The sequence below is a fragment of the Kitasatospora acidiphila genome, assembly GCF_006636205.1.
Lineage (GTDB): Bacteria > Actinomycetota > Actinomycetes > Streptomycetales > Streptomycetaceae > Kitasatospora > Kitasatospora acidiphila.
Window position 1 is genome coordinate 2,958,609 of the sequence record NZ_VIGB01000003.1, and the last position, 22,517, is coordinate 2,981,125.

A 22,517-nucleotide genomic window follows, 5' to 3' on the forward strand; every position below is an offset into this window, starting at 1 on the left:
GGACGATCAGCCGCGGGTCAGCTTCTTGTAGGTCGCCCGGTGCGGACGGGCCGCGTCGGCACCCAGCCGGTCGATCTTGTTCTTCTCGTAGGACTCGAAGTTGCCCTCGAACCAGAACCACTTGCTCTCACCCTCGTACGCGAGGATGTGGGTGGCCACTCGGTCCAGGAACCAGCGGTCGTGCGAGATGACCACGGCGCAGCCCGGGAACTCGAGCAGCGCGTTCTCCAGCGAGGAGAGGGTCTCGACGTCGAGGTCGTTGGTCGGCTCGTCGAGCAGCAGCAGGTTGCCGCCCTGCTTGAGGGTAAGCGCGAGGTTCAGACGGTTGCGCTCACCACCGGAGAGCACGCCGGCCGGCTTCTGCTGGTCCGGGCCCTTGAAGCCGAAGGCCGAGACGTAGGCGCGGGACGGCATCTCGACCTGGCCGACGTTGATCCAGTCGAGGCCGTCGGAGACGACCTCCCACAGGGTCTTCTTCGGGTCGATGTTGGCGCGACCCTGGTCGACGTAGCTGATCTTGACCGTCTCGCCGACCTTGACGTTGCCGGAGTCCGGCGTCTCCAGGCCCTGCAGCATCTTGAAGAGCGTGGTCTTGCCGGCGCCGTTGGGGCCGATCACGCCGACGATGCCGTTCCGGGGCAGGGTGAAGGAGAGGTCCTCGATCAGGACCTTCTCGCCGAAGGCCTTGTTGAGCTTGTCCACCTCGACCACGATGCTGCCCAGGCGCGGGCCCGGCGGGATCTGGATCTCCTCGAAGTCCAGCTTCCGCATCTTGTCGGCCTCGGCCGCCATCTCCTCGTACCGGGCGAGGCGGGCCTTCGACTTGGCCTGGCGGCCCTTGGCGTTGGAGCGGACCCACTCCAGCTCTTCCTTGAGCCGCTTGGCGCGCTTGGCGTCCTTCTGACCCTCGACCTTGAGACGGGCCTGCTTGGTCTCGAGGTAGGTGGAGTAGTTGCCCTCGTACGGGTAGGCACGGCCGCGGTCGAGCTCGAGGATCCACTGCGCGACGTGGTCCAGGAAGTACCGGTCGTGGGTGACCGCGACGACGGTGCCGGCGTACTTGGCCAGGTGCTGCTCCAGCCAGTTCACCGACTCGGCGTCGAGGTGGTTGGTGGGCTCGTCGAGCAGCAGCAGGTCGGGCGCCTCGAGCAGCAGCTTGCAGAGCGCGACCCGGCGGCGCTCACCACCGGAGAGGCTGGTGACCGGCCAGTCGCCGGGCGGGCAGCCCAGCGCGTCCATGGCCTGCTCCAGCTGGGCCTCGAGGTCCCAGGCGTTGGCGTGGTCCAGCTCCTCCTGCAGCTTGCCCATCTCGTCGAGCAGCGCGTCGGAGTAGTCGGTCGCCATCAGCTCTGCGATCTCGTTGAACCGGTCGAGCTTGCCCTTGATCTCCTTGACGCCGTCCTGGACGTTCTCCAGGACCGTCTTGGACTCGTCGAGCGGCGGCTCCTGCAGCAGCATGCCGACGGTGTAGCCGGGCGACAGGTATGCCTCGCCGTTGGAGGGCTGCTCCAGGCCCGCCATCATCTTCAGCACCGTGGACTTACCGGCGCCGTTGGGACCGACGACACCGATCTTCGCCCCGGGGAGGAAGTTGAGCGTCACGTCGTCAAGGATGACCTTGTCGCCGTGTGCCTTGCGCACCTTGCGCATGGTGTAGATGAATTCCGCCACGTGAGATCGCTCCGGCGTCGTCGAGGAGTAGGGGGAAGGCTTTCGGGATACAGCGTTCAGCGTTCCATTGTGCCGCACTGGGCCCCGCATCCCGAACCCCTGCCCGGCAGCGGGCCCGGGCTCCGCGCTCAGGGATCAGCCGTCACAGCTGGCTCACCTGTCACTCGAGACAGCCACCCGGGATGTCCGTCGCCTGAGGTCAGGTCGAGGATGTGCCCCAGGTCGGCCTTGCACCTCAGGCTGCGGTGCGACCATAGCGGCCGCGGCGGCGCATCGCCTGGAGGGCAACCCGCTGCCGGCCCGCCCCCACTGCCAGACCCAGACGTGAGCATGACAGCTGCTTTGCGGGCAATACCCGCTGTTGCATCTGAAACGGGAAACCCCCTCCCGGCAGAGCCGCACTCTGGACGGCTCACCCCACCGTGCCACTCTCCCCGCGCGCCGACACATCACGCTGAACCAGCGGCAACCTATTGACCGCAACCAGCGACCAACTGCAGGATCCACCGAAACCGCTTCCGTTTCGGAATTGTTATCAAGGAACAGGTGTAGCCGGACTCTTGACGGGGTGGCAGATACCTCGTCACTTTATCGACTTCTGCCGGTCCCATTGCTTCGCAGGGTTCCGGCGGCCGGAGAGATGGAGTGTCGACAAAAGCTCAAAAGATGCTCAAGTTCCCGCTCGCCGCGCGGACTCGCCCACCATCGGCAAGCCCGCGCGATGGCATCAGTTCGGCCCCGGCCGACCGTCGGCAACATTCACCGTGCCGCCTGACAGATCGTTCATCATTCATCTTTCACACCGGCAGGGCCTCCCCATCAGCCCCCGGGACTCCACCTACTCCGGCGAGAACGCCGGCCCGACCTCCCCGGCCGCTCCGAGCAGGCCGCCCGCCATGCGTGACCAGCGCCGCCGCTCCAGCCGTTTCGGCCTCAAGCGCCCTGCTCTCCTCCGGTGCCGTGTCAGACACGGCACCCACCACCTCCCCAACTCGCCGCCTGGTGGCCTGAGCCACGTGAGCCAGCTGCGCCTCTCCTGCCGCCGGACCATCGGCCAGCCCCGGCAGCGCCTCCGCCTCCAACTGCTGCTGCCCCGCGCTCGCCACCACACGCTCCAGCATGGGAGCCGATCGCCGCCGGGAGCGCACCACCGGCGAGCCGGTCGGCTCGACCGCCACCTCGCCCACCGGCAACTGCCCCGCCCGCGAAGCCCCCTGGCCGATCACTCCCGCCCAGCCAACCGGCTCGCCGGCCACCCCCTCACCCACGGCCCCGGCCAGCGACGCCTGCCCGCCCACGGCTCGCCGCTCACGCGCCGCCTGCGCGATCCACTCGGGCACCGCCTCGCCGGCCGACTGGACCCCGGCCTGCTCGGAACGCCCTCGAACCGACGAGCGGAAGGCCGAGGTGCCCCGGCCCAGATCGTGCCCGATCGCCCGAGCGTCGATCTCGACCACCGACCGCCGCTTGCCCTCGTCCTCCCATTCACGCACCCGCAGCCGCCCGCTCACCAGCACCGGATCGCCCTTCTCCAGCGAGCTGACGACATTCGACGCGAGCCCACGCCAGGCCAGCACCGTGACCCAGAGGGTGTCCCCGTCCACCCACTCGGCGCGCGCCCGGTCGTAGCGCCGCTCGGTCGAGGCCAAACGGAAGTTCGCCATCGGGATGCCACCCGCCGTCTGCCCGTACTGCACCATCGAGGCGACATTTCCAATCATCGTGACCATGGTCTCGTTCACCGCAGGTCCTCACATTTCTCGCGTTTCTCGGCGCCCCGGATAATTCCCGGCCACACACGATGCTGGCGCATGCCGAGCGCACCGGCCGGAGGGAATTGAAACCTGTGGAAAACCCCACCTTGTGGACAACTTTGCTGAGCCATAGCAGTATGATTTTCTCAATCGCAGCAAGCCCTGCTATGCGTTCATGACAAGCACATGCCGGAGTGTCGGACACCTGGTCGGCGCGCCCCTGAACGAGTGGCCTACACCAGCTCTGTCCACGTCATCCGACTTGACGAACCGATTTCCGACAGACTCCGCCGATACTCATCGGTCACGTTCCCGGCACACCCCGCTACCGGTGCGGCTAGTCCATAACGGCTGAGGAGACATCGCCATAACGACTGCACAACGTCCGGCGGCAACACCGCCCCCAACGCTGCACTCGTCGTACCTACCTGCGATTATCAGACCGCTATCGCAAGGCCGACACACCCACCCCACACGTGGAAAGCCGAGCAAGGCAGCGGACGCCCTTATCCTGTCCCGGCGGGGCAAGGGCTTCATCACCCCCACCCGCACCCAAGGCAATAGGCAGGAACCCCAACAGGTCCCGCGCCAACGCCCACCCGCCCCCGTAGCTCAGCGGATAGAGCAGGTGCCTTCTAAGCACTTGGCCGCAGGTTCGAGTCCTGCCGGGGGCGCTCGCAAGATGGCTGGTCAGCCGGGGCACTGTGAGAACAGGGCTCCGGCTGGTCGGCCTCAGCTGCCAGCTTCCCATCGGGATCAGCCAAGCACATAGAGGACACCTGCTCCACCAGGTGGGCGACCTCGCCCGCTAGCCTGGCCGGGATCGTCGCCTGCAGGGTCACCTCGCGACACCGCCGGTCGTAGCGCACCACCAGGCGGAAGGCGTCGTACAGCTCACGCTGAAGGTCCTCGGGGACATCCGGCAGGCGCGTGCGTAGCAATGGGATGTACCTCAGCACGTCAAGGTCCTGCGCCGTATCGTCGCCGGCCCGCTCAGCTACGACTTCGGCCGGCTGGGCCCGGAGCTTCTGGCCTGCGGCGTCCAGCTCCTTGAAGCTGTTCCGCACCCCGGCGCGGAAGCGGGCGGCCAGCTCCAGGTCGCCATCGAAGTCGCAATCGGACAACTGGCTGAAAAGAGCCTGCTGGCGCCGGTCGTTGTCGGCGATCGCCTGGCGCAGGACCTCTTCCTTGCCTTGGTTGGGGGCCACGGCGTGAGCCTCCGGCGGGCGGAGCTCAGCAGCGAGTAGCTTGTGCCGATCTGGTCCGAAGATCCGTTCCGCGAAGAAGGTGTGGACCAGATCGGTCAGGGCCTTCCCGCTGATCCAGACTGCGGTCGGATGCGGTTCGTGGCCCGGGCCCTCGACCTCCTCCCGGGTCTTCGGTTGGCAGCAGTAGTACTCACGCCCCTTGCTGAACTTCCCGAACATCCGGCGCCCGCAGATCTCGCACCGGACGTAGGAGCGCAGCAGGTAGCTGCGCTGGGTGGCCGGGTGGCTGTGGAGGGTGCCGTGGTCCCGTGTCGGTCGCCCGTTGCCCGGAACGGGCAGGGCTGCATCGAACATCTCACGGCTGACCAGCGGTTCGTGAGTGGGCTGCGGAGACCAGATCCACTCGCTCGGCGGGTTGTTCTTGTTGCCCTTCTTACGGGCCCGGCGGTTCCACACCTGGTATCCCGTGTACTTCGGGTTCTCCAGGATTCCGCGTACCGCCGAGCCGGTCCATCGCCCGACCGCCGTGTCCGTCCGGATGGGGGCCGGCGGCGGGTAGACGGCATGGTCGCGGTCGAGCCGGTTGGCGATGGCTCGGTGGCTGAGGCCGTGGACCACCCGGAGGCGGAAGATCTCGGTCACGACCGCTCCACACTGCGGGTCCGGCACGAGGCGGTGCTTGGTCCGCCCCTCGGCTCGGCGAGCCGGGACCGGGTGCGGGACCTTGTCAGCGAGGTAGCCGTACGGCGGCTTGCCGATGTTCCACCCCTGGCGGGTGTGTTCGCAGAAGCCGTCCCAGGACAGCTCCAGCATCTGCAGGACATACCACTCGGAGACGGCCTGCTTGACCCGGCGGGTGAGCGTGGGCGTCGCCTTCTTCGCCTTCCCCGGCATCGTGATCGGCTCGTCTGCCGCGCAAAGGGCGATGCCGTTGCGTTCCAGCTCATACTCGATCTTCGTGCCGAAGTAGGTGCGGCGGGCAACGCGCTCGATCGACTCGCAGATGACGGCGGCGAACCTTCGTTTGGGGCTTTCGGCCTCGGTGAGAAGATCGGCGATCCCCCCGTCGCGCGGGATGTTGATGTTGAACCGCTCATGTGCCTTGCCCCTACCGCGAGCTGCAAGGTCCTTGCGGCCGGACTCAACGTCGTAGAAGTGGGCGACGATCACCCAACCAGCCGGCATCGCAGCTCGGGCATTGCGCAGTTGCCGGGGCAGGGAGAGGGTCGGGTCCTGCGCGTCTTCATCCGAGGTACGACCGAGCCAGGCGACTGGCACCACCACCGGGGCCTGTTCAATGGGAGGAACGATCTCCTGGGGCTGGGCCGACCAGGGACGGTGCGGCGGGGTGTGGACACGGGGCCAACCCGAGTAGTCAGCGTCGGTCATGGTTACTCCATCACGTGTTGTCCGACGGTTTCTGTCAGGTCGGCCCCGGACTGTCGTTCACACCCCTGGATGGGCAGCCAACCAGGCGAGGATCTTGAGGATGACTTCCGCCTGGTGGGCTCGGAGGGCCTCGTCCTCTTCCGACAGCAGGTTGAGGCGACGCTCCGAGCTCCTGAGGTGATGTACCTGCCCCCGCCACTCCTTCCGTTGTGATGTGACGTCAGTTACGGATCCGGCCTGGGTCGATGGACGCTTGGTTGGTACCCCCTGGTCAAGTACCTGATCGGGGGATCCGGTGGTGTGCCGACGCATTCACCACGTACCGCCGCTTGTGGCCGAGTCACCCTCTGCCTGTCGGCCTCCGAGGCCTTTCGCGGCGGCCGGCTTGGTGAACACGAGGACGTCCTGGTGAACGATGAGGTGCATCGGTACTCCGGCCGCGCGGGCAGTCCTGACGTTCTGCAGCTGGAAGAAAGAGGGGCGCGCCACCAGTTCGCCGTCGCGCACACCGGCGAGGAGAGCGACGCAGCGCTCGACCGGGGTGAGACCAACCGCCTGACCGGCGGCGATGACAGCGGCGGGGAGATCGACGAGCTCGCCTTGGTGCCGCCAGGGTCGGGCGGTCACCGCAACGTGAGCACCAGGCGCAAGGAGCGGCAAACAGCTGGTGAGGATTGCCGTGAAGGCGTCGAGGAGGTCGTCGGTCGGGGCGTGGGCGAGGTTGGCCGGATTGCTGCCGTAGCTGGTGTCGAACTTGCCGATGCCGCTTCGGCCGGTCTCGCGGGTGGCGCGGACTTGACCGTGGACGGAGGCACCGTAGGGCGGGGAGGTGAGCAGCAGTTGGACTCGCCCGCGGTGACTGGCGTCGACCAGCGAGTGGGTGTGGCGGGCGTCTCCGGTCTTCACCCGAGCGTTACCAGTCGCGCCTTGGGCGCGGGCGAAGGCGAGGTTGGCGCGGGCGACTGCGGTCCAGCGGCTTTCGAGCTCGACGCCGACGGCGTTACGGCCGAGGTGGACTGCTTCGACCAAGGTCGTACCGATGCCACACATCGGGTCCAAGACGAGCTCGCCGGGGGCGGTGTAGGTGGCGATCGCGTGGGCGGCGATCGCCGGGAGCATCTTGGCCGGGTGGGCGGCGGAGGCCGGGGTGTAGCGCTCGCGGCGCTGGTTGCGGGCGTCCTTCTGGGCGGTGACCCACACCGAGGTCGGCAGCGTGGCAAGGGTCGCCGGGGCGGGCACGGCACCGAGCGACCATGGAGCAGCCAGCCGGGCGGCGGGGACGGGCTGGGGGTGGGCGGTCATAGCGGGCTCCTCACGCGATGAGCTGGGGGCGGCTGGGGCCTTCACGGCTTGGTGAAGGCGAACACGTCTTTGTGGATCACGTGGTGGCGGCCGGGCCACGGCCGGGTGTGGTGGCAGGCGCAGTCCTGGCGGGCCGCAGAGGTGCCGGGGTGGCGGGGTTGAGGTGGCCGTCAGTGGCGGTGGCTTCGGCTGCGACGATGTGCTGGAGGTAGACCAGTCCGCTGGCCCGGGCGTGGGCGATCAGGTAGGCGGTGGTGTCCTGGCCGGTGCTCTGACGAGCCGTCATCACCAGCACACCGTCGGGCTTGAGTGCCTGGGCGCAGGCATCGGTGAGGGCGGCGAGTTCGGCGTGGGTGGTGAAGGCGTGCGGGGCGGCGATTGCGAGTTGGGCGCTGCCGTGGTGGTGGTCGGGGGTGGTCGAGTGTGAGCCGGCGTGGCCTCGGCGCAGCAGGGCGAGGGAGGCGACCTGCGCGGCCTGGTGCTGGAGGTTGGCGTAGGCGAGGTCGGCGTCGTGGCGGGTGCGGGCGTAGCCGAGCGCCTTGCGGCCGGTGGTGACGGCGGCGATCAGGCAGGAGGCGTTGCCTGCGTCGGGGACGTAGACGAGGTCGCCGGGAGCGGTGAACGCTTCGACGATCTGCCGGGCCAGGCCCAGGGGGATCCGGTTGGCGCAGGCCGCGCCGACGGGGGTCTCGCAGACCGGGCAGCAGCCGGCCAGCGGTTCGGTCAGCCAGACCGACAGGGGGACGCCGGTGGGGTTGGTGCGGGGGCGCTTGGGGGTGTACGGGGTGGGGCGGGTGGGCTGGTTCATGCGGGTTCGGCCCGACGGCCGCCGCGTGACGCTGACACCTATAGAAACCGGACTTTGGGCCGTTTCTAACGGGCCATCAACTCAGCTTGCGATAATTCATACCGCTGACGACCGGCGGGACAGGCCCCGGGCGCCGGCTAATGGGGGCCAACTCCCCGACCACAACCTTGCTACCGCGCCCCTGTTGCTCCGATCCATCGGTGAGCGCCCAGTGGCCTCGCCGCCGCACGGGGCCCGGGTCTGCAGAAGACCACAGTCGACCTATATGCGGCGATCCGCCGGGACACATGCGTTGGCCTGTCGACCCGTGTCCTCCAGCGAGAGGACTGTGTCGGCTTTCTGACGGTGAGGCAGGTCGCTGAGGCTATGTCGCCTGAGCCCGCCGGCCGGTGGCGCGTGCGTCCGCTGGACCACCGGTCGGAGGCCTGGAGGACTACACCTCGACCGTTCTTCAGCGACTGGCCGGAGCGTAACTCCGAGCTGTCGTCAGAGGCCGGCTTCGACGAGGATTCGTTCCATCCGGGCTTGCGACAGCACGGGGTTGGCCGCAGCTGCCTCGGCGACCTGGGGCACCGGGTCCGCCAGCAGCTGCTCCAGTAGGTCCGCGCTGACGTTGGGGTGTCTGGCCGCGCCCGCGCGCAAAAACGACTCCGCGGCCTCCTTGAACCGCCGCAGCTCCGTAGCGGGCAGCCCAGGATCCTTCAGCGCAAGGAAACGCACCGCCGGGTTCGGATCGTCCGCGAAGTCGCGCAGCTCTTGGCGCGGGAAGTTGGGGTGGTCCACCAGCGGGGGGCGGACATGGGAGCGCTCGCCGTGGGCGCGGAGCAGCCGAAGCAGGACCTGTGGTGGTGTGTCGGGTCGGTGGGCGGCTGCGCGGCGGACGGACACGTCCGGGTCGTTGTCCAGCCTCTGCCAGGCCTCCTCTGGCAGGTCCCGGCTGGCGGCAAGGATCCGCCGGAACACCGCGTGCGGGCAGTCGAGGTAGGTCAGCCGTTCGGCGAGGGATGCGTCTCGCAGCCAGTTCGGCTTGTAGGGCGACCAGCGGAGAGCGACGGCGGCGTCGTCACTGCCGGCAGCATCCTCGGCTTCCACCAGCGCGAGCAGCCGGTCCCGGGTCTCCGGGGTGGCATGGCGGCTGTAGGCCACCGCAACGCGCACGGACGGGTCCGCACTCTCCTGCAGGCGGGCCACCATATCGGCGGTCAAGTGCGGGTTGCCTGCAACCGCGTGCAACTAACGGCTCCGTCCGGGCGAAATACGGCGAACGTCAGAGCAAGGGCATCGTCATCAAGCGACCGCCAGACGCCGCCACTACCACCGACGCATCGTCGGTCACGATGCAAATCAACCTGATGTACCGTCAGCTCGCCAGGCTGAGAAAGGGGCCTCTGACTAGCGATGACGGTGAACTGCCTTTGGAGCACTCCCCCTTCGAGTCCTCCAAGCCCGCTACCAGGACAGCTCCACCTCGCGGTCTGGAGCATCATCCACTCGAAACGAAGCCGTACCTGGTGACCCACTATCAGTTATCTTTGGCGTGCTCACGGTTGGCTGGTCGGAGGGGGCGAACGTGGGTCGGTACGACCAGGCGCGTACGGCGGGCGCCGCCCTGCTGCTCGTTCTGCTGCTCGGCGGCTGTGGCGGCGACAACACCGGCAACAGCCCGCCTCCCGACACCAGCCAGGTCGACTACGTCGCCAACCTGCGCGCCGACCAACATGCCCTGGACCGTGGGCAGTTGCTCTACACCAACCTCGGCTCGGTGGACGTCGGCACGGACCACACCTTCGAGATCACCGTGACCGACCTCGGCAAGGGACCGCAGCTCGCGCACCCCGATCCCGTTCCGCAGGGCTGGGTGGCCCCGCCCCAGGACGTACCGACAGGCGGCGACGTAGGCATCCGCCTCACCTGCGACGGTGTCAGCTGCGCGTCCTACGATGACATGCGCAAACCGGTAGTCGTCCCGGGCCGGGCCGTCACCTGGAGCTTCGGCCTGCACCTCGGTTCCCCGGGCCAGGCGCATATCCACATCGACGCCGTGGTGTATCGCACCAGCAGCGACCAGGTGCTATCGAGCGCCGCGCCGATCGACGTCGAGGTCTCCGTGCGGCGCACCTGGGCCTACACGCTCGGCCAGGCGGTGCACTGGATCTTCACCAGCGCCACCGGTCTCGGACTGTTCTCCGGCGGCGCCGTCCTCACCGCCATCGGCGGCTGGCTCCGCCGGGTCAGAGCGGCCCGCCGCCGGCCCGACGTGGACCGGGTTCTGGCCGCGATACCGGCCGCGGATGCCCGTGACCGGGCACTGTTCGGACTGCTGCGCCTGACGAACCGCCCGATCCGCGAGGTGGTGGCGATCCGTCGCTCGGACGTGTTCATGCATGGCTCGGCCATGGCGGTCACCTTCCCGACGCTCTCCGAATCGATCTACCAGCACCGTGTCACGGGCCGCCGCCTGCGCCAGGCCGTGCGCCATCTGGCCACGTCCTGCTCCGGCGAGCGGATCTTCGGCGACGGCCCGGACACCGCGACCCCCGAGGTCACCGACCGCTGGCGCCGGCACTGCGCTCGCGTGAACCTGGACCTGCCACTCACGGCACTCCACTCCTACCCGGCGCCCGATGGGCACTGACCACGCCTGCCAGAGCGACGCGTCCGGATGCTCGGTGCATCCAGACGCCAGTGCCAGTGCCAGTGCCTGGCAAGCTCTGCCGTATCTGATGGCCCAAGGGAGGGTGCGGCCACGCTGTCCGGCACCAGTCGCCGGAGGCGTCGCGGGGTTGGTTGAACCAGGGCACAACTGATTGCCACACCACGGTGCTGGATCGCCACTGAACCAGGGCTCCGATAGCCACTGCGGCGAGTGATGCGCCAGTTGCTGGCAGCTTGGTGCGGTGAACCCCGTACGGGGGTCAATGTCCGATACGCTCGGTGGGGTGAGTGGCCAACGGTTCGCCTCGGCGACAGGGAGCATGAGCGGCCCGGACTGTCTCGACTACCTGTCTTCGCAGTTCCACATCGGCAGTGTCCGCGAGGTCGTGCACTTGCCCGACGGGCTGATGAACGACAACTGGCGCATCGAGGCCGACGCCGGGATCTTCGCACTCAAGAAGATCAGAGATGTTCCCTTCGACCTGGCCCGGCGCAACCTCCGGACACTGTCAGCTCTGGCCAAAACCGGCGTCCCGGCGCCGTCGCCGAGGCAGACAGCGGACGCGGACCCGGTCGTCGAAGTGGGCCGGGACGGATTCTCCCTCGTCTCCTGGGTCGAAGGTCGGCACCGCCCGGGCACCGACCTGCCCCTGAGCGAGGTCACCGCGCTGGGGGCGCTGCTGGGTCACCTGCACGAGGTCCTCAACCGCACCTTGACCGGCCTCCCGCCGGTCATCGACGTCCCCGCCGCGTCCGTTACGGCTCCTGAGGCCACCCTCGCTCAGATTGAGCGCTTTCTCGCGCAGCTCGCCACCTTGGGCGAGCCGACCTCCTTCGACGAAGAGGCGGCCCGATTTCTGGTCGAACGCAGGCTGTTGCTGGAGAAGTTCGCCGACGAGAGGCCAGTGTCGGCGGCTCCGGCTGGACCCTTCGGCTGGACGCACGGCGACTTCCAGTACCGGAATGTCCTATGGCAGGACAGCGAGATCGTCGCCGTCCTGGACTGGGACCGCATTCGCGTCCGCCCGTTCGGCGAGGAGGCCGTCCGCACCGCCACGGTGCAGTTCGGCGGTGCGGACGGCGTCCTCGACTCGGAGCGTGTTGCGGCGTTCATGGACGGCTACCGGTCGGTGATCGCGATCAGCCCGGCGGAGCTGGAGGATGCGGTCAGCCGGTTGTGGTGGAAGCGGATGACGGACCCATGGGTGCTGGTCTTCCACTACGACCGCAGCGACCACTCATGCGACGACCTCTTCGCCCCTCAGGAGCGGATGCTGTCGTGGTGGACCGAACGCCGCGAGGAGGTTGTGGCCGCGTTCATTGCTAAAGCGTGAACCGGATCATCTGCCGGATACCCTCGCGCGCCGTCGCGGCTCGTAGGGCCTCGTTGATCTCCTGGAGCGGGCGGCGATGGGTGGCGATATCGTCGGCCGCCAGCATGCCAGTACGGGCGAGGTCGGCGTACCGGGGGATGTCGGCGCGGCTGCGCACGGAGCCCATGACGCTGCCTCCCAGGGAGCGTCCGTGCCGAAGGAGGCTACCCGGCACCGGCACCGCGGCTCCGGCTGGGAGCATGCCGAGCACGGTGGCCTGTCCGCCGGGCGCGAGCACCGCGAACGCCTGGCCCGCGGTTTCGATCAGGCCGACCGCCTCGATGGAACGGTTCACACCGCCTGGGGCGACGGCCCGGATCTCCTCCACCGGGTCCTTGAAGCCGGCGTTGATCGTGACGGTGGCGCCAACCTTGGCTGCGGCGGCCAGCCGGTGGTCTTCCAGGTCGACGGCGATGATCTGTGTCGCACCGGCGATGCGTGCGCCCTGGACGGCGCCGAGACCGACGCCACCGCAGCCGAAGACGGCAATGCTGTCCCCTGGCTTGGGTTGGGCCACGTTGAAGACCGAAGCCAGGCCGGTGGTCAGGCAGCATCCCAGGAGGGCGCCGGCGTCATGCGAGATGTCCGGCGGCAGCGGAATGAGGGCGTTGGCGTCGGTGAGCATCAGCTCGGCGAATGCGGACACGCCGAGGTACTGACGGATCGGCTGGCCGGCCAGGGTCAGGCGGTGGCGTTGACGCTCCTTGCCAGAGGTGTCGGTGCAGTAGACCATCGCGCCGGACAGGCAGGCTGCGCAACGGCCGCAGAAGATCTGATCGCAGACGATCACCCGATCCCCAGCAGAGAAGCTGGTGACGCCGGGGCCGACCGCTTCGATGACTCCACTGGCCTCGTGACCCAGGACAGTGGGGACTGGGTACGGGAAGCGGCCGACTGCGAAGTGCAGGTCGGTCGCGCAGATCCCGGCGCTGACGGTGCGGACCAGAACTTCGCCCGCAGCAGGCTCGGCAAGCTCGATCTCCTCGATCGTCAGAGGCTCACCCGGGGCCATGAGGACGGCGGCGCGGCAGCGGTAGGACATGGTCAATGTCTCCTTCGGCTTCGGCTATGTGATGCTGACGGATACTCAGGAGTCAGACAGAGCGCACTGCACGGCCATGACCGTGGCGCTGGCGACCTGCTCCATGTAGTCAGGGGCCGGGACGTGGGGAATCTTGAGGACGAGCATTTGCCGTCGAGCCCGGTAGTAGTTCGCCAGCATCTGCCGCGTGGGCGGGGTGTAGGCGGTGTGGGCCAGGTGCGGCCAGTAGCGGGCTGCGAGATCGGGGTGCTGCAGGAGAGGGGCGTTGACCCAGTCCTCGTACAACGGCCTGATCGGCACCCTGGCTTGCGTCAGCATGTCCCGCAGCCGCTGAGGGTCATGGACGCGCTGGGTGAGGATGAGCGGGGTGCCGTACCACCCCGCACCGAGGTCTCATCGAGCGTGGGGACGGTGATGGGTGCATCGAAGCTGGCCAGGACTTCGCACAGGGTGGCGAAGTTAGCCTCGGCGGCCTTCATCCGCCCAGGCAGGCCGCGTAGTTGCTCGGTGGCGATGACGGCGGACAGCACGGGCATCCGGAATTTGTAGGCGGCCCCGCTCGCGGCCATGGGGCGAAGGCTCGCCAGGGTGAGTTCCCGGTCCAGGCGCCGGGGGTGGTGGCCGAGAGTGAGAGCGCGCTCGTAGACCTGGCGGTCAGAGGTGGTCATCACCCCGCCCTCACCGCCGGAGACGGACTTGGACTCCTGGAGGCTGAAGCACCCGGCCGCTCCCCAGGAGCCGACCGGTCGTCCTCGGTAGACGGCGCCGTGGGCGTGGGAGCAGTCCTCCACGATGGGCAGCTTGGTCACGTCGGCGAGGTCGTCCATCCGTGCGGGGATGCCCCAGGCATGGGTGGCGAGCACGGCTGAGTAGGTACCGGGCAGATGGGCGAGGCTGTCAGCGGACAGGTTGGGGCTGGTCTGCTCGATATCGCAGAAGACGGGGTAGGAGCCGGCCTGGAGGACCGCGGTGATCGCGGAGACCCACGTCATCGGGGAGACCACGACGCCGGCGTGCGGACCAGCACCGACCCCGTGCAGCGCGGCATGCAGAGACGCGGTACCGGAGTTGAAGGACAGCGCGTGCTGGGCGCCGGTCAGGGCGGTGAACGCGTCTTCGATGGCGGCGATCCTGGGACCACGGTCGATGTCCGACAGGTGACCGTCTTCTAGGGCCGCGCAAACGGCCTCCTTCTCGGCCGTGCCGTACTTGGCGGTGCGCGGGAACGGGATGGCAACGACCTGTCGACCGGCGGTGCTGGAGCGGTCAGCCACAGTGACCTGCTTCGGTGTTCGGGTGAGCGGGGACGAGGTGCTTGGCGGCGTCGCTGGGGGTGCGGTGCAGGTGGGCACCGGCCGAGCCGTTCGGCCTGTCGAAGGAGAGCCAGAAGACGCGCAGTTCATCGCTGACGTTGAGGATGTCGTGCTCCAGGCCAGGGGCGGTGTAGACGATGTCGCCGGGGCCGACCTGGTGCTCGGTGCCGCCGACCAAGACAGTGCCTCGGCCGGCGGCGACCATCCACAGCTCGGGGAAGTCGTGGTAGTGCCGGTCGAAACGGGCGGTGCCATCGGCTCGGATGACGAACTGGCCGGAGGAAAACACCGAACTGCCGTCGGGCAAGTCGGCGGTGGTGATCCGCTGGCGGTCAGCAGCGTGGAACACGGTCACGGGGAACGGTCCTTCCGATCGAGTGTCAGAGGTTTGAGGTGATGCGCGGCAGAAGGGAGAGGTCACCGCTGGACATGTCGTCCAGTTCCGCGGCGATCTGCGCGGTCCGCAGCTCGACCAGCGCGGTGTCGTTGCACAAGGCGTGGTAGTTCAGGAGGGAGACGGCAATTCGCAGGCGGCACAGCGCCAGCGGCATGAGGGCCTTCACCGGCTTGTCATCCTCGAAGTAGCCCGCGAACAAGGCTGCCGACATCTCCAGCGGTTCCTGAAGGGAGAATCCGGCGAGGTCGGCGACCGGGGCACCACCGCGTACGCTCTCCAGGTCGATGACGCCGGTGATCTCCTGCCCCTCGCTGAACACGTGCCGGGCCACGAGGTCGCCGTGCAGCAGCCGCGCCGGTGTGCGCGACATGAGCCTGGCGCCCAGGTGCAGCGTTCGGTAGGCACGCCCGAGCAGTGCGACGGTGTCGCTGGGCAGCGTCGGTGGAGGCTCGATGGTCGTGGCGGCCCGCAGCCAGTCGCGACAACTGGCGTACTGGCCCCCGCCGTTCGCAGGGTCGATGCGCCCGAAACCCGTGACGGCGACGTCGTGAATCCGGCGCAGGGTGACGCCGGCGCGCACGGCTGCCGCAGCGTCGGTACTCCCGGTGCTGGCGTAGTCGAGAGGGCGGCCAGGGCAGCGGGTCTCCACGGTTGACCTTCGACAGCAACGGCATTCCGACCGCCACGCTGACACCGCCCACCAACACCCCTCTGGTCTCCGCCGTGGTCGGCAGCAACAACAGCACGCTGTGCGCCGATGACGGCGGCGGCATCAGCGACGGCGCGACCGTCCGCCTGTGGCAGTGCAACAGCACTCCCGCCCAGGCCGTCACATACGGAGCCGACAACACCCTTCACTTCGTGGGCAAGTGCCTGGACGTCACCAAGGCCGGCACTGCGGCGGGCACCAAAGTCCAGCTGTGGACGTGCAACGGCAGCCCCGCCCAGCAGTGGGTCCCCGGCACCAGCGCCGGATCGTTGCAGAACCCGAACTCCGGCATGTGCCTGGATGACCCCCAGGGCAGCACCGACGGCACCGCCCAACTGCAGATCTGGGCCTGCAACAGCACCAGCTCTCAGAACTGGGCGTCCGGCACTGCCCTGCCCACTCCGCAGACCATCCTCAACATCGGCCTCAACAGCACCACCTTTCCAAGCGTGATCACGCCCGGTGACGTGAACGGCGACGGCAACCCCGACCTCTACGCCGTCAACAACCTTCAGCAGGTCTACGAATACCCAGGCGTCGCACCGAACGGCAGCACACCCCGGCTCGGCAACCCCGTCACGCTCGGACTCCTCGGCGCCAACGTCAACCCCACCCTCACCGGCGGCAGCATCCTGCGCCCGGGCGACACCGCCTACTCGGGACACACGCGCCTGGTCATGCAACCGGACGGGAACCTCGTCCTCTACTCCCTGAAAACCGGCCAATCCCTGTGGTCCACCAAGACCTACAACAACCCCGGTGCCTGGGCCACCATGCAAACCGACGGCAACCTCGTCGTCTACAAGCCCCTGACCGACGCCAACGGCAACCCCACCTACCCCACTCCCGGCACCGCGGCGAACACCCTGTGGAGCAGCGCCACCCCGGGCAACTCGGGCGCCAAGGCCGTCGTCCAGGACGACTGCAACTTCGTCATCTAAACCACGCCCCGCCGATCCGAGCCGGATCAGCGGGGCGTTTTTGCTGGTCAGAGGCCTTACTGTGGCCTAGTCCGAGCCGAGCAGCGCGGGTCCTCGCCGCTGGCGACATGGCACGCTGCCGCTGAGCCGGAGGGCGCGCGGACAGGCGTCGCTAGAGCCCTGGACCCAAGCCCAGCCCCAGCCGCACCGCTGGCTGCTCCGAGCGGCCAGCGGGCTCAGGGCCGCCGGGTGCTCGGAGTCGGCGGCTGCTCCGCTCCGGGCGTGCTCAGGATGATGTCTGCCGTACCCAGATCTCGAAGTGGCCGCCGCCGGTGGAGGTCTGGTAGGGCAGGGCGCTGAGGAGGCGGTAGTGGCCGGTGGAGCGCAGTTCCTGGCGGACCGCGTCCTCGGCGGCGGGGAGTCCGTTGGAGTAGTCCAGGACGACGCCGTCGAAGTAGCCGTCGTCGACGGCGGCGCGGTAGCCGGGGATCCCGGAGAGGTGTCGGCCGTCCTTCGTCTTGTAGTCGATGTAGAAGAACGACAGCCAGTCCTGGTAGGAGGTCAGGTGCTCCCGGCTCAGGTAGTAGATGGGGCCTTCCTCCGGGTCGCCGAGCCAGTGCTGCCCGGGGCGCACCGTGTAGGCGAGCTGCGGGATCAGGTAGCGGGTGTCCGGCCAGCTGCCGTAGTAGGAGACGGACTGGCTCATGCCCAGCGTGAGCGCCAGCACACCGATGGCGATGGCCCACTGCGGGAACTTGAAGTGGGCGCCCATCAGCCGGGTGACGCCGACGCCCGCCATCGGCGCGGCGAAGAAGAGTCCGAATCCGATGTGCTTCTGCAGCGAGGTCTCCGACTGCAGGTGGATCTGGTAGGCCGGTGCCAGCAGCGCCGTGCCGGTCAGCAGCACGCCGATGGCGGTCCGCCAGCGCCGGCCCGGGACCGCCCGCCGCCATCCCGGGACCTCGCTGAGCCGTGCGGTGCGGGCGTAGAGCACCGAGCCGACCGTCGCCACGGCCACCAGCGGGCCCGCCCAGCGGCCGCTGGCCTGCAGGATCTGCAACGCGGTGGTGGTGCCGTGGGCGCGGGCGGTCGTGGTGCTCTGGATCGCGCTCAGGTAGCCGCTGCTCAGCAGTGCCGCCACCAGTGCCGTCACCGTCGTACCGGCGAAGACGGCGCCGCGCTGCAGGGCGCCGCGCATCCCGTGGGAGCGGTAGGCGGCCAGGACCAGGAGCAGCACGAGGGTGGGCAGGAACAGCGCGGAGGCGTACTTGACGCCCACGGCCAGGGCGGTGATCAGCCCCACGGGGGCGGTCAGCGCCCAGTGCCGGGGGGCCACGGTTACCAGCTGCCAGGCGCTCAGGGCGAGCAGGCAGACGGCCATCGCGTCGTAGGTGGCGAAGTGGCCGAGGAAGAGCGTCGGCATGGACACCGAGAACAGGGCTGCCGCGCACAGGCCGGCGCGCTCGTTGAACAGCCGCCTGGTCAGCCCGTACAGGCAGGCGGTGGCGACCAGCATGAACACCAGGCTCATGGCTCGGACCCCGGCCAGGCCGAACAGCGAGTCGACCGAGGCGGCCAGCACCGGGTAGAGGGTGGGCGCACCGGAGAAGTAGCTGCCGAAGCCGCCGTATTCGATGTGGCCGTAGAACAGGTGCCCGATCTCCACGTGTCCGGCGTAGATGTACAGCGCCTCGTCCTCGAACGCGGCGTTGGCCAGTCGCAGCGACAGCGCGGCCTGCACCAGCAGGATCACCAGCAGCAGCGCCTGGCTGACCAGGCGGCGCCGGCGGCCGGTGTCGGACGCCCAGCCCATGGCCGGCACCGGGGGCAGGGTCCAGCCGGGCAGCGGCGGTTCGACGAATGCGTAGCCGGGATCGGGGTCCGCCGGCATGGGGGGCAGCACCCGTAGCTGCATGGTCCGGGAGTTGAGCGGCTCCGGGTACTCCTGCGGCTCGGGGGCCTCGGTTCGGCGCGGGCCGGGGAAGGAGCGCAGGATGCGCAGCGGCATGGTGGTGGAGTTGATCGGCTCGAACGGCTCCGGGCCGTCGTCGTCCTCGAAGCCGATGAAGCCCGCGGAGCCCCTGGGGCCGACGGAGCGCGTCGAGCCCATCGCGGGCCGGGCCGCGGGTGCCGCCGGCCGGCCCTGGTCGGGCAGCTCCCGCAGGATGCGCAGCGGCATCGTCCTGGAGTTGAGCGGCTCGGCGAACGCGTCCTCGCGCGCGGGTGCCGGCGCCGGCACCCGCGCCGCAGGAGTCGCCCCGCCGATCGGTCGGCCCTGCGCCGGGCTCGCGCCGTCGTCGGGAACCTGGCCGGCCTCGGCCTGGGTGTCGGTCATTTCAGGCCCGTCAGGTTGATGTCGTACGCGGGGTTCGCGGCGCCGGCGCGGAAGGCGGCCAGCGTGTCCGGGCTGCTGTCGACCCGCCAGTCGGTCTCCTTGTTCAGGTCGAACCAGATGAAGCCGACCACGTCCGGCTGGTCCGCCACCGTCTTCAGCAGTTCGGTGATCTGCCCGGGTTTGCGCGGGCTCGGCTGGGAGCCGGTCTCGGCCAGCAGGAAGGGCCGCTGGGTGAAGGTGCGGATCTGACTGAAGGTCGGGCCGAACAGCTGGCTGAAGTTCTGCGCTCCGGTCAGCGCGTAGTAGCCGACCACGCCGACCCAGTCGACGTAGCCGTCCCCGGGGTAGTAGGGCTTGAGGGCCACGTTCGGCGCCGGGTTGACGATGTTCGGGCTCCAGACCCAGATCACCGTTGAGACGCCCTGGTCCTGGAAGACGTCATGGACGTGCTGCCAGGCCTTGACGAAGTCGGCGGCGTTCGACTGCTTGGTGCCCCAGGGGTACCAGTTGCCGTTCATCTCGTGGCCGAGGCTGATGGCCACCGGGACGTTGATGGCCCGCAGGGTCTTGGCAGTGCTGACGATGTAGGCGTCCTGGCTGCCACCGGCGATCTGCGCCATCGTCGCCTTGTAGGGCTCCCAGGCGATGTAGGGGAGTTGGCCGTCCCGCCAGACCGCGCGGGTCTGGTCGGCCTGGAGCGCGTCGCCCCACCCCAGGTAGTACTCCAGCAGGGTCGGCGTGCGGCCGACCTTGGTGGCGTACTGCTGGACCGGGCTCAGGTTCTGCGGTACCCCGTCGAAGGTCGCTCCGAAGAACTTCTTGGCGGGGTTCAGCAGCGGACGGATGTCGTAGGGCTGCACCGGCACCACCGTGCTGCCGCCGCCGGCCACGGTCTGGGCCGGCTGGGCACCGTTCCCGCCCCCGCCGATCGGCGCGGACCCGTCGGCGGCGCAGCCGGACAGGAAGAGCGCCGCGGCCACCACGGCGAGCAGCAGGCGGGCTGCGGCCGGCAGGCCGGTGCTCGGCATACCGGCCTGCCCGCCCGTGCGCGGAGTGCCGGCCTGCCCGCCGGTGCGCGGCGTACGCGTCATGCCTGCACCTCCTTGGGCTGGACCAGGACGCGGCCGACCGCCACCGCGTAGAACAGCCCGGAGCCGAGCATGAGCGCGTAGTTGGCCGGGTCGGAGCCGGTCATCCGCCACAAGGCGAGGGCGGGCCAGAGCACCGCCGTGGGCGCGCTCCAGAACCACATGCCGCCCCAGAAGCGCTGGGTCTTGTTCTTCTTGGCGCCGCTGGACCCGGTCGGCTGCCAGCCCATCGGGCGCCGCCGGACGACGTCCCAGATCGCGAAGACGTGCGCCCACCCGTACATCACCCGGGTCGCCCAGGCTTCGAGCCGGTAGGGGTTGCGGTGCCACAGCGGGTAGATCACCGTCAGGTACAGGAAGCTGGGCGCGACCATCCACATGTTGGTGGCCTGCAGCTGGTACGGGTAGTGGATCAGCAGGGTCAGCGCGATCAGCGGGGCCGTGAAGGTGAGGAGCGCGGTCTCGATGTAGTAGACGAAGCCGGAGATGTAGCAGAGCCGGCTGGCGAAGCGCATCCGCACCCGCCAGAAGTCGTTGAGGCTGCCGAGCATGCTCATGGACGCCATGCACCAGCGGTACTGCTGGTTGTAGTAGGCGCCGATGGTGTCCGGGCAGATGCCGGTGGACAGTGCGAGCGGCACGTAGCGCAGGTCCCAGCCGCGGGCGCGCAGGTCGAAGCCCGTGTGCATGTCCTCGGAGTGCTCGATCAGGCTGGTGCCGCCGATCTCGTCCAGCGCGGCGCGGCGGTAGACGGCGCAGGATCCCACGCAGATCGAGCCGTCGCTGCGCTGCCGGGAGACCTGGACCGAGCGGTAGAACAGCTCCTGCACCGCGCCGCCGCCGCGCTCGACCCAGTTCTGCTGGTCCAGTACGCGGAAGTACTGCGGCGACTGGACGATCGCGGTGCGCGGGTCGGCGTCCAGGTAGGGCAGCAGCTCGTGCAGCAGGTCGGCGCGCGGGGCGAAGTCGGCGTCGAGGATGAGGATCGCGTCGCCGCCGGAGTTCTCGAAGCCGTAGCGCAGGTTGCCGGCCTTCTTGAACCAGCCCCGGTTGGGGCGGACCAGGTGGCGGAAGCCGAAGTCCGCGGCCATGGCCCGGGCTTCGGCGCTGTCGCCGTCGTCCAGCACCAGCACCTGCACGTCGCCCGGGTAGGTCTCGGTCAGCTGCCGCACGTACATCCAGGTGTTGTGCAGCACCTCGATCGGTTCACCGCAGATGGGCAGGAAGACGTCGACGCTGGGATACCGCGCCGGCTGCCACTCGCGCACCAGCCGCCGGTGGGCCTTGATGTCGAAGCTGGGCGCGAAGAGCTCCAGGCGCATCGATATCCCGAACCCCACCACGGACAGCAGCAGGATGGGCGCGAAGACCCAGATCCAGGCGCTGTGGCGGGCGGTGTCGAGCTGGCTGATCAGGACGCAGACGAAGCCGATGAACGAACTGGTCGTCAGGATCCAGCTGTAGCGCTTGACGTAACTCTGCTTCTCCCGGTCGTCGGGAGGAGTCGGCAGCAGGCCTGCCGGGGCAGCCGGATACCCGTTCCTGGGGGCACGTCGCTGCCCACCACTTCGGACAGCGGCCGGGTATGTGTTCACTGCGCCGGTACCCCCTGACCGGAGAACCCAACGGTTCTTCACGGAACCTGCGTGAGCTTGGAGAAGGGCATACTAAGGCGCAAATCTTCGAATGCCGAACTCGGGGACGACAGCCGTCGCCCCCGGCCGGAACCCGGGTACGCTGCCCCGCCTTCTCAGCCGATCCCGGGGCCGATCCCCAGGTCAGGGCCCAGGTCGAGGTCCCGGTCAAGGCCGGGGCCGAGGTCGAGGTCTCGGACGGTGAGGGGCAGCGGCGCGGGGGCGTCGGTGCGCAGCGCGATCGCGGCGTCGTAGGCGTCGGGGACCGGGACGGACTGGATGACCCAGCCGGGCGGCGGGGTGGCGGGGTGGGCGGGGTAGCCCGGGCCGAGGCCCACGTAGTCGGCGTCGGTGCCGGCCCCCAGGCCCATGCCGGTGCCCTTGAGGTAGGCCTCCTTGCGGACCCAGCAGCGCAGGGTGGCCGCCGGACGCAGGTCGGCGGCGACGGCGGCGAGTTCGGCCTGCTCGGCGGGGTGCAGCTGGCCGGCGATGTCGGTGGCGGCGCCGAAGGCCGCGAGCCGCTCGACGTCCAGACCCACGGTGTCGGGGGCCAGGGCGATCAGGGCGAGACCGGTGGTGTGCGAGAGGGAGAACTCCAACGGCTCGTCCGAGACCACCTCGGGACGGCCGTGCGGCTTGCCGCAGCCGGGGCAGGCGGCCTGGCGGAAGCGCAGTTCGGCGGCGGGGCGGTGGAGGCGGTCGGCGAGCAGGATGCGCAGCGCGACGTGGGCGATCCGGTAGAGGTCCTGGTCCGCCGGGCGGCGGAAGGCGGCGGCCTTGCGCTGCTCGGCGGCGTCGAGCACCCGCGGCGCGAGCGATGCGGCCGCCGCACTGTTGGCCGGCGTCACCGCGATGCGCCAGACCTCGATCTCCCCCATGCCCACCATCCGTCGTCCGTTTCCGACCGGTTCTGATCTCC

Annotated in this window: 18 protein-coding genes and 1 tRNA gene; 4 read left to right on the plus strand and 15 right to left on the minus strand. The window is 69.1% G+C overall.

The features are described from left to right. Positions 1 to 6 precede the first annotated feature (6 nt). Positions 7 to 1,671, minus strand: coding sequence for an energy-dependent translational throttle protein EttA (ettA, locus tag E6W39_RS14080; protein WP_141633840.1), 1,665 nt, complete (start codon positions 1,669 to 1,671; stop codon positions 7 to 9). Positions 1,672 to 2,468: 797 nt separating this feature from the next. Next, entirely contained in the window at positions 2,469 to 3,413 is a 945-nt protein-coding gene (gene ssb, locus E6W39_RS40415) for a single-stranded DNA-binding protein (protein ID WP_228718147.1), read from the minus strand. A 613-nt stretch (positions 3,414 to 4,026) separates the two neighbouring features. Here ssb and E6W39_RS14090 point away from each other — a divergent pair. Further along, positions 4,027 to 4,099: transfer RNA gene (locus tag E6W39_RS14090), tRNA-Arg, on the plus strand. Here E6W39_RS14090 and E6W39_RS41560 read toward each other — a convergent pair. From E6W39_RS41560 to E6W39_RS14110, 4 genes are all read right to left on the minus strand, one after another. After that, on the minus strand, positions 4,061 to 6,022 hold the full coding sequence (locus tag E6W39_RS41560; protein ID WP_323809150.1) for a recombinase family protein: 1,962 nt from the start codon (positions 6,020 to 6,022) through the stop codon (positions 4,061 to 4,063). The genes E6W39_RS14090 and E6W39_RS41560 overlap by 39 nt on opposite strands. Before the next feature lie 312 nt (positions 6,023 to 6,334). Then, positions 6,335 to 7,324 carry a TRM11 family SAM-dependent methyltransferase gene (locus tag E6W39_RS14100; protein WP_141633841.1) on the minus strand — a complete coding sequence of 330 codons (990 nt, stop codon included), beginning with the start codon at positions 7,322 to 7,324 and terminating at the stop codon, positions 6,335 to 6,337. A 76-nt stretch (positions 7,325 to 7,400) separates the two neighbouring features. Beyond that, on the minus strand, positions 7,401 to 8,132 hold the full coding sequence (locus E6W39_RS14105; RefSeq protein ID WP_141633842.1) for a class I SAM-dependent methyltransferase: 732 nt from the start codon (positions 8,130 to 8,132) through the stop codon (positions 7,401 to 7,403). Positions 8,133 to 8,618: 486 nt separating this feature from the next. After that, positions 8,619 to 9,338 (minus strand): hypothetical protein, encoded by a 720-nt coding sequence (locus E6W39_RS14110; protein WP_141633843.1) that lies wholly within the window; start codon positions 9,336 to 9,338, stop codon positions 8,619 to 8,621. Between the two features lie 364 nt (positions 9,339 to 9,702). On the opposite strand from E6W39_RS14110, the gene E6W39_RS14115 reads away from it, so the two are divergent. Next, complete coding sequence (locus E6W39_RS14115; RefSeq protein WP_141633844.1) at positions 9,703 to 10,767, plus strand: hypothetical protein; 1,065 nt, start codon at positions 9,703 to 9,705, stop codon at positions 10,765 to 10,767. A 340-nt stretch (positions 10,768 to 11,107) separates the two neighbouring features. Next, a complete protein-coding gene (locus tag E6W39_RS14120; RefSeq protein ID WP_141633845.1) occupies positions 11,108 to 12,121 on the plus strand; it encodes a phosphotransferase in 1,014 nt (337 codons plus the stop codon). On the opposite strand, the gene E6W39_RS14125 is transcribed toward E6W39_RS14120, so the two are convergent. Genes E6W39_RS14125 through E6W39_RS14145 form a run of 5 tightly spaced genes read right to left on the minus strand, consistent with a single transcriptional unit; the run spans position 12,111 to position 15,606 of the window. Then, positions 12,111 to 13,202 carry a zinc-binding dehydrogenase gene (locus E6W39_RS14125; RefSeq protein WP_141633846.1) on the minus strand — a complete coding sequence of 364 codons (1,092 nt, stop codon included), beginning with the start codon at positions 13,200 to 13,202 and terminating at the stop codon, positions 12,111 to 12,113. The two genes, E6W39_RS14120 and E6W39_RS14125, sit on opposite strands and share 11 nt — an antisense overlap. A 45-nt stretch (positions 13,203 to 13,247) precedes the next feature. Next, positions 13,248 to 13,520 carry a hypothetical protein gene (locus E6W39_RS14130; RefSeq protein ID WP_141633847.1) on the minus strand — a complete coding sequence of 91 codons (273 nt, stop codon included), beginning with the start codon at positions 13,518 to 13,520 and terminating at the stop codon, positions 13,248 to 13,250. Further along, positions 13,514 to 14,476, minus strand: coding sequence for a DegT/DnrJ/EryC1/StrS family aminotransferase (locus E6W39_RS14135; protein ID WP_181799267.1), 963 nt, complete (start codon positions 14,474 to 14,476; stop codon positions 13,514 to 13,516). Before E6W39_RS14135 ends, E6W39_RS14130 begins: the two co-directional genes overlap by 7 nt. Continuing rightward, positions 14,469 to 14,870, minus strand: a complete 402-nt coding sequence (locus E6W39_RS14140; protein WP_181799268.1) for a cupin domain-containing protein — start codon at positions 14,868 to 14,870, stop codon at positions 14,469 to 14,471. Before E6W39_RS14140 ends, E6W39_RS14135 begins: the two co-directional genes overlap by 8 nt. Positions 14,871 to 14,895: 25 nt before the next feature. Continuing rightward, positions 14,896 to 15,606 (minus strand): phosphotransferase family protein, encoded by a 711-nt coding sequence (locus E6W39_RS14145; RefSeq protein WP_141633850.1) that lies wholly within the window; start codon positions 15,604 to 15,606, stop codon positions 14,896 to 14,898. Between E6W39_RS14145 and E6W39_RS14150 the strand changes: the two genes are divergently transcribed. Further along, positions 15,564 to 16,562, plus strand: a complete 999-nt coding sequence (locus E6W39_RS14150) for a ricin-type beta-trefoil lectin domain protein (RefSeq protein ID WP_141633851.1) — start codon at positions 15,564 to 15,566, stop codon at positions 16,560 to 16,562. The genes E6W39_RS14145 and E6W39_RS14150 overlap by 43 nt on opposite strands. 265 nt (positions 16,563 to 16,827) lie before the next feature. On the opposite strand, the gene E6W39_RS14155 is transcribed toward E6W39_RS14150, so the two are convergent. From E6W39_RS14155 to E6W39_RS14170, 4 genes are all read right to left on the minus strand, one after another. After that, positions 16,828 to 18,876: an ArnT family glycosyltransferase gene (locus tag E6W39_RS14155; protein ID WP_141633852.1), complete on the minus strand. Its 2,049-nt coding sequence runs from the start codon at positions 18,874 to 18,876 to the stop codon at positions 16,828 to 16,830. Further along, positions 18,873 to 19,967, minus strand: a complete 1,095-nt coding sequence (locus tag E6W39_RS14160) for a glycoside hydrolase family 26 protein (RefSeq protein WP_141633853.1) — start codon at positions 19,965 to 19,967, stop codon at positions 18,873 to 18,875. Before E6W39_RS14160 ends, E6W39_RS14155 begins: the two co-directional genes overlap by 4 nt. After that, entirely contained in the window at positions 19,964 to 21,559 is a 1,596-nt protein-coding gene (locus E6W39_RS14165; protein ID WP_181799270.1) for a glycosyltransferase family 2 protein, read from the minus strand. The genes E6W39_RS14160 and E6W39_RS14165 overlap by 4 nt, the downstream gene beginning before the upstream one ends. 155 nt (positions 21,560 to 21,714) lie before the next feature. Next, on the minus strand, positions 21,715 to 22,476 hold the full coding sequence (locus E6W39_RS14170; RefSeq protein WP_141633854.1) for a 4'-phosphopantetheinyl transferase family protein: 762 nt from the start codon (positions 22,474 to 22,476) through the stop codon (positions 21,715 to 21,717). Positions 22,477 to 22,517 lie beyond the last annotated feature (41 nt).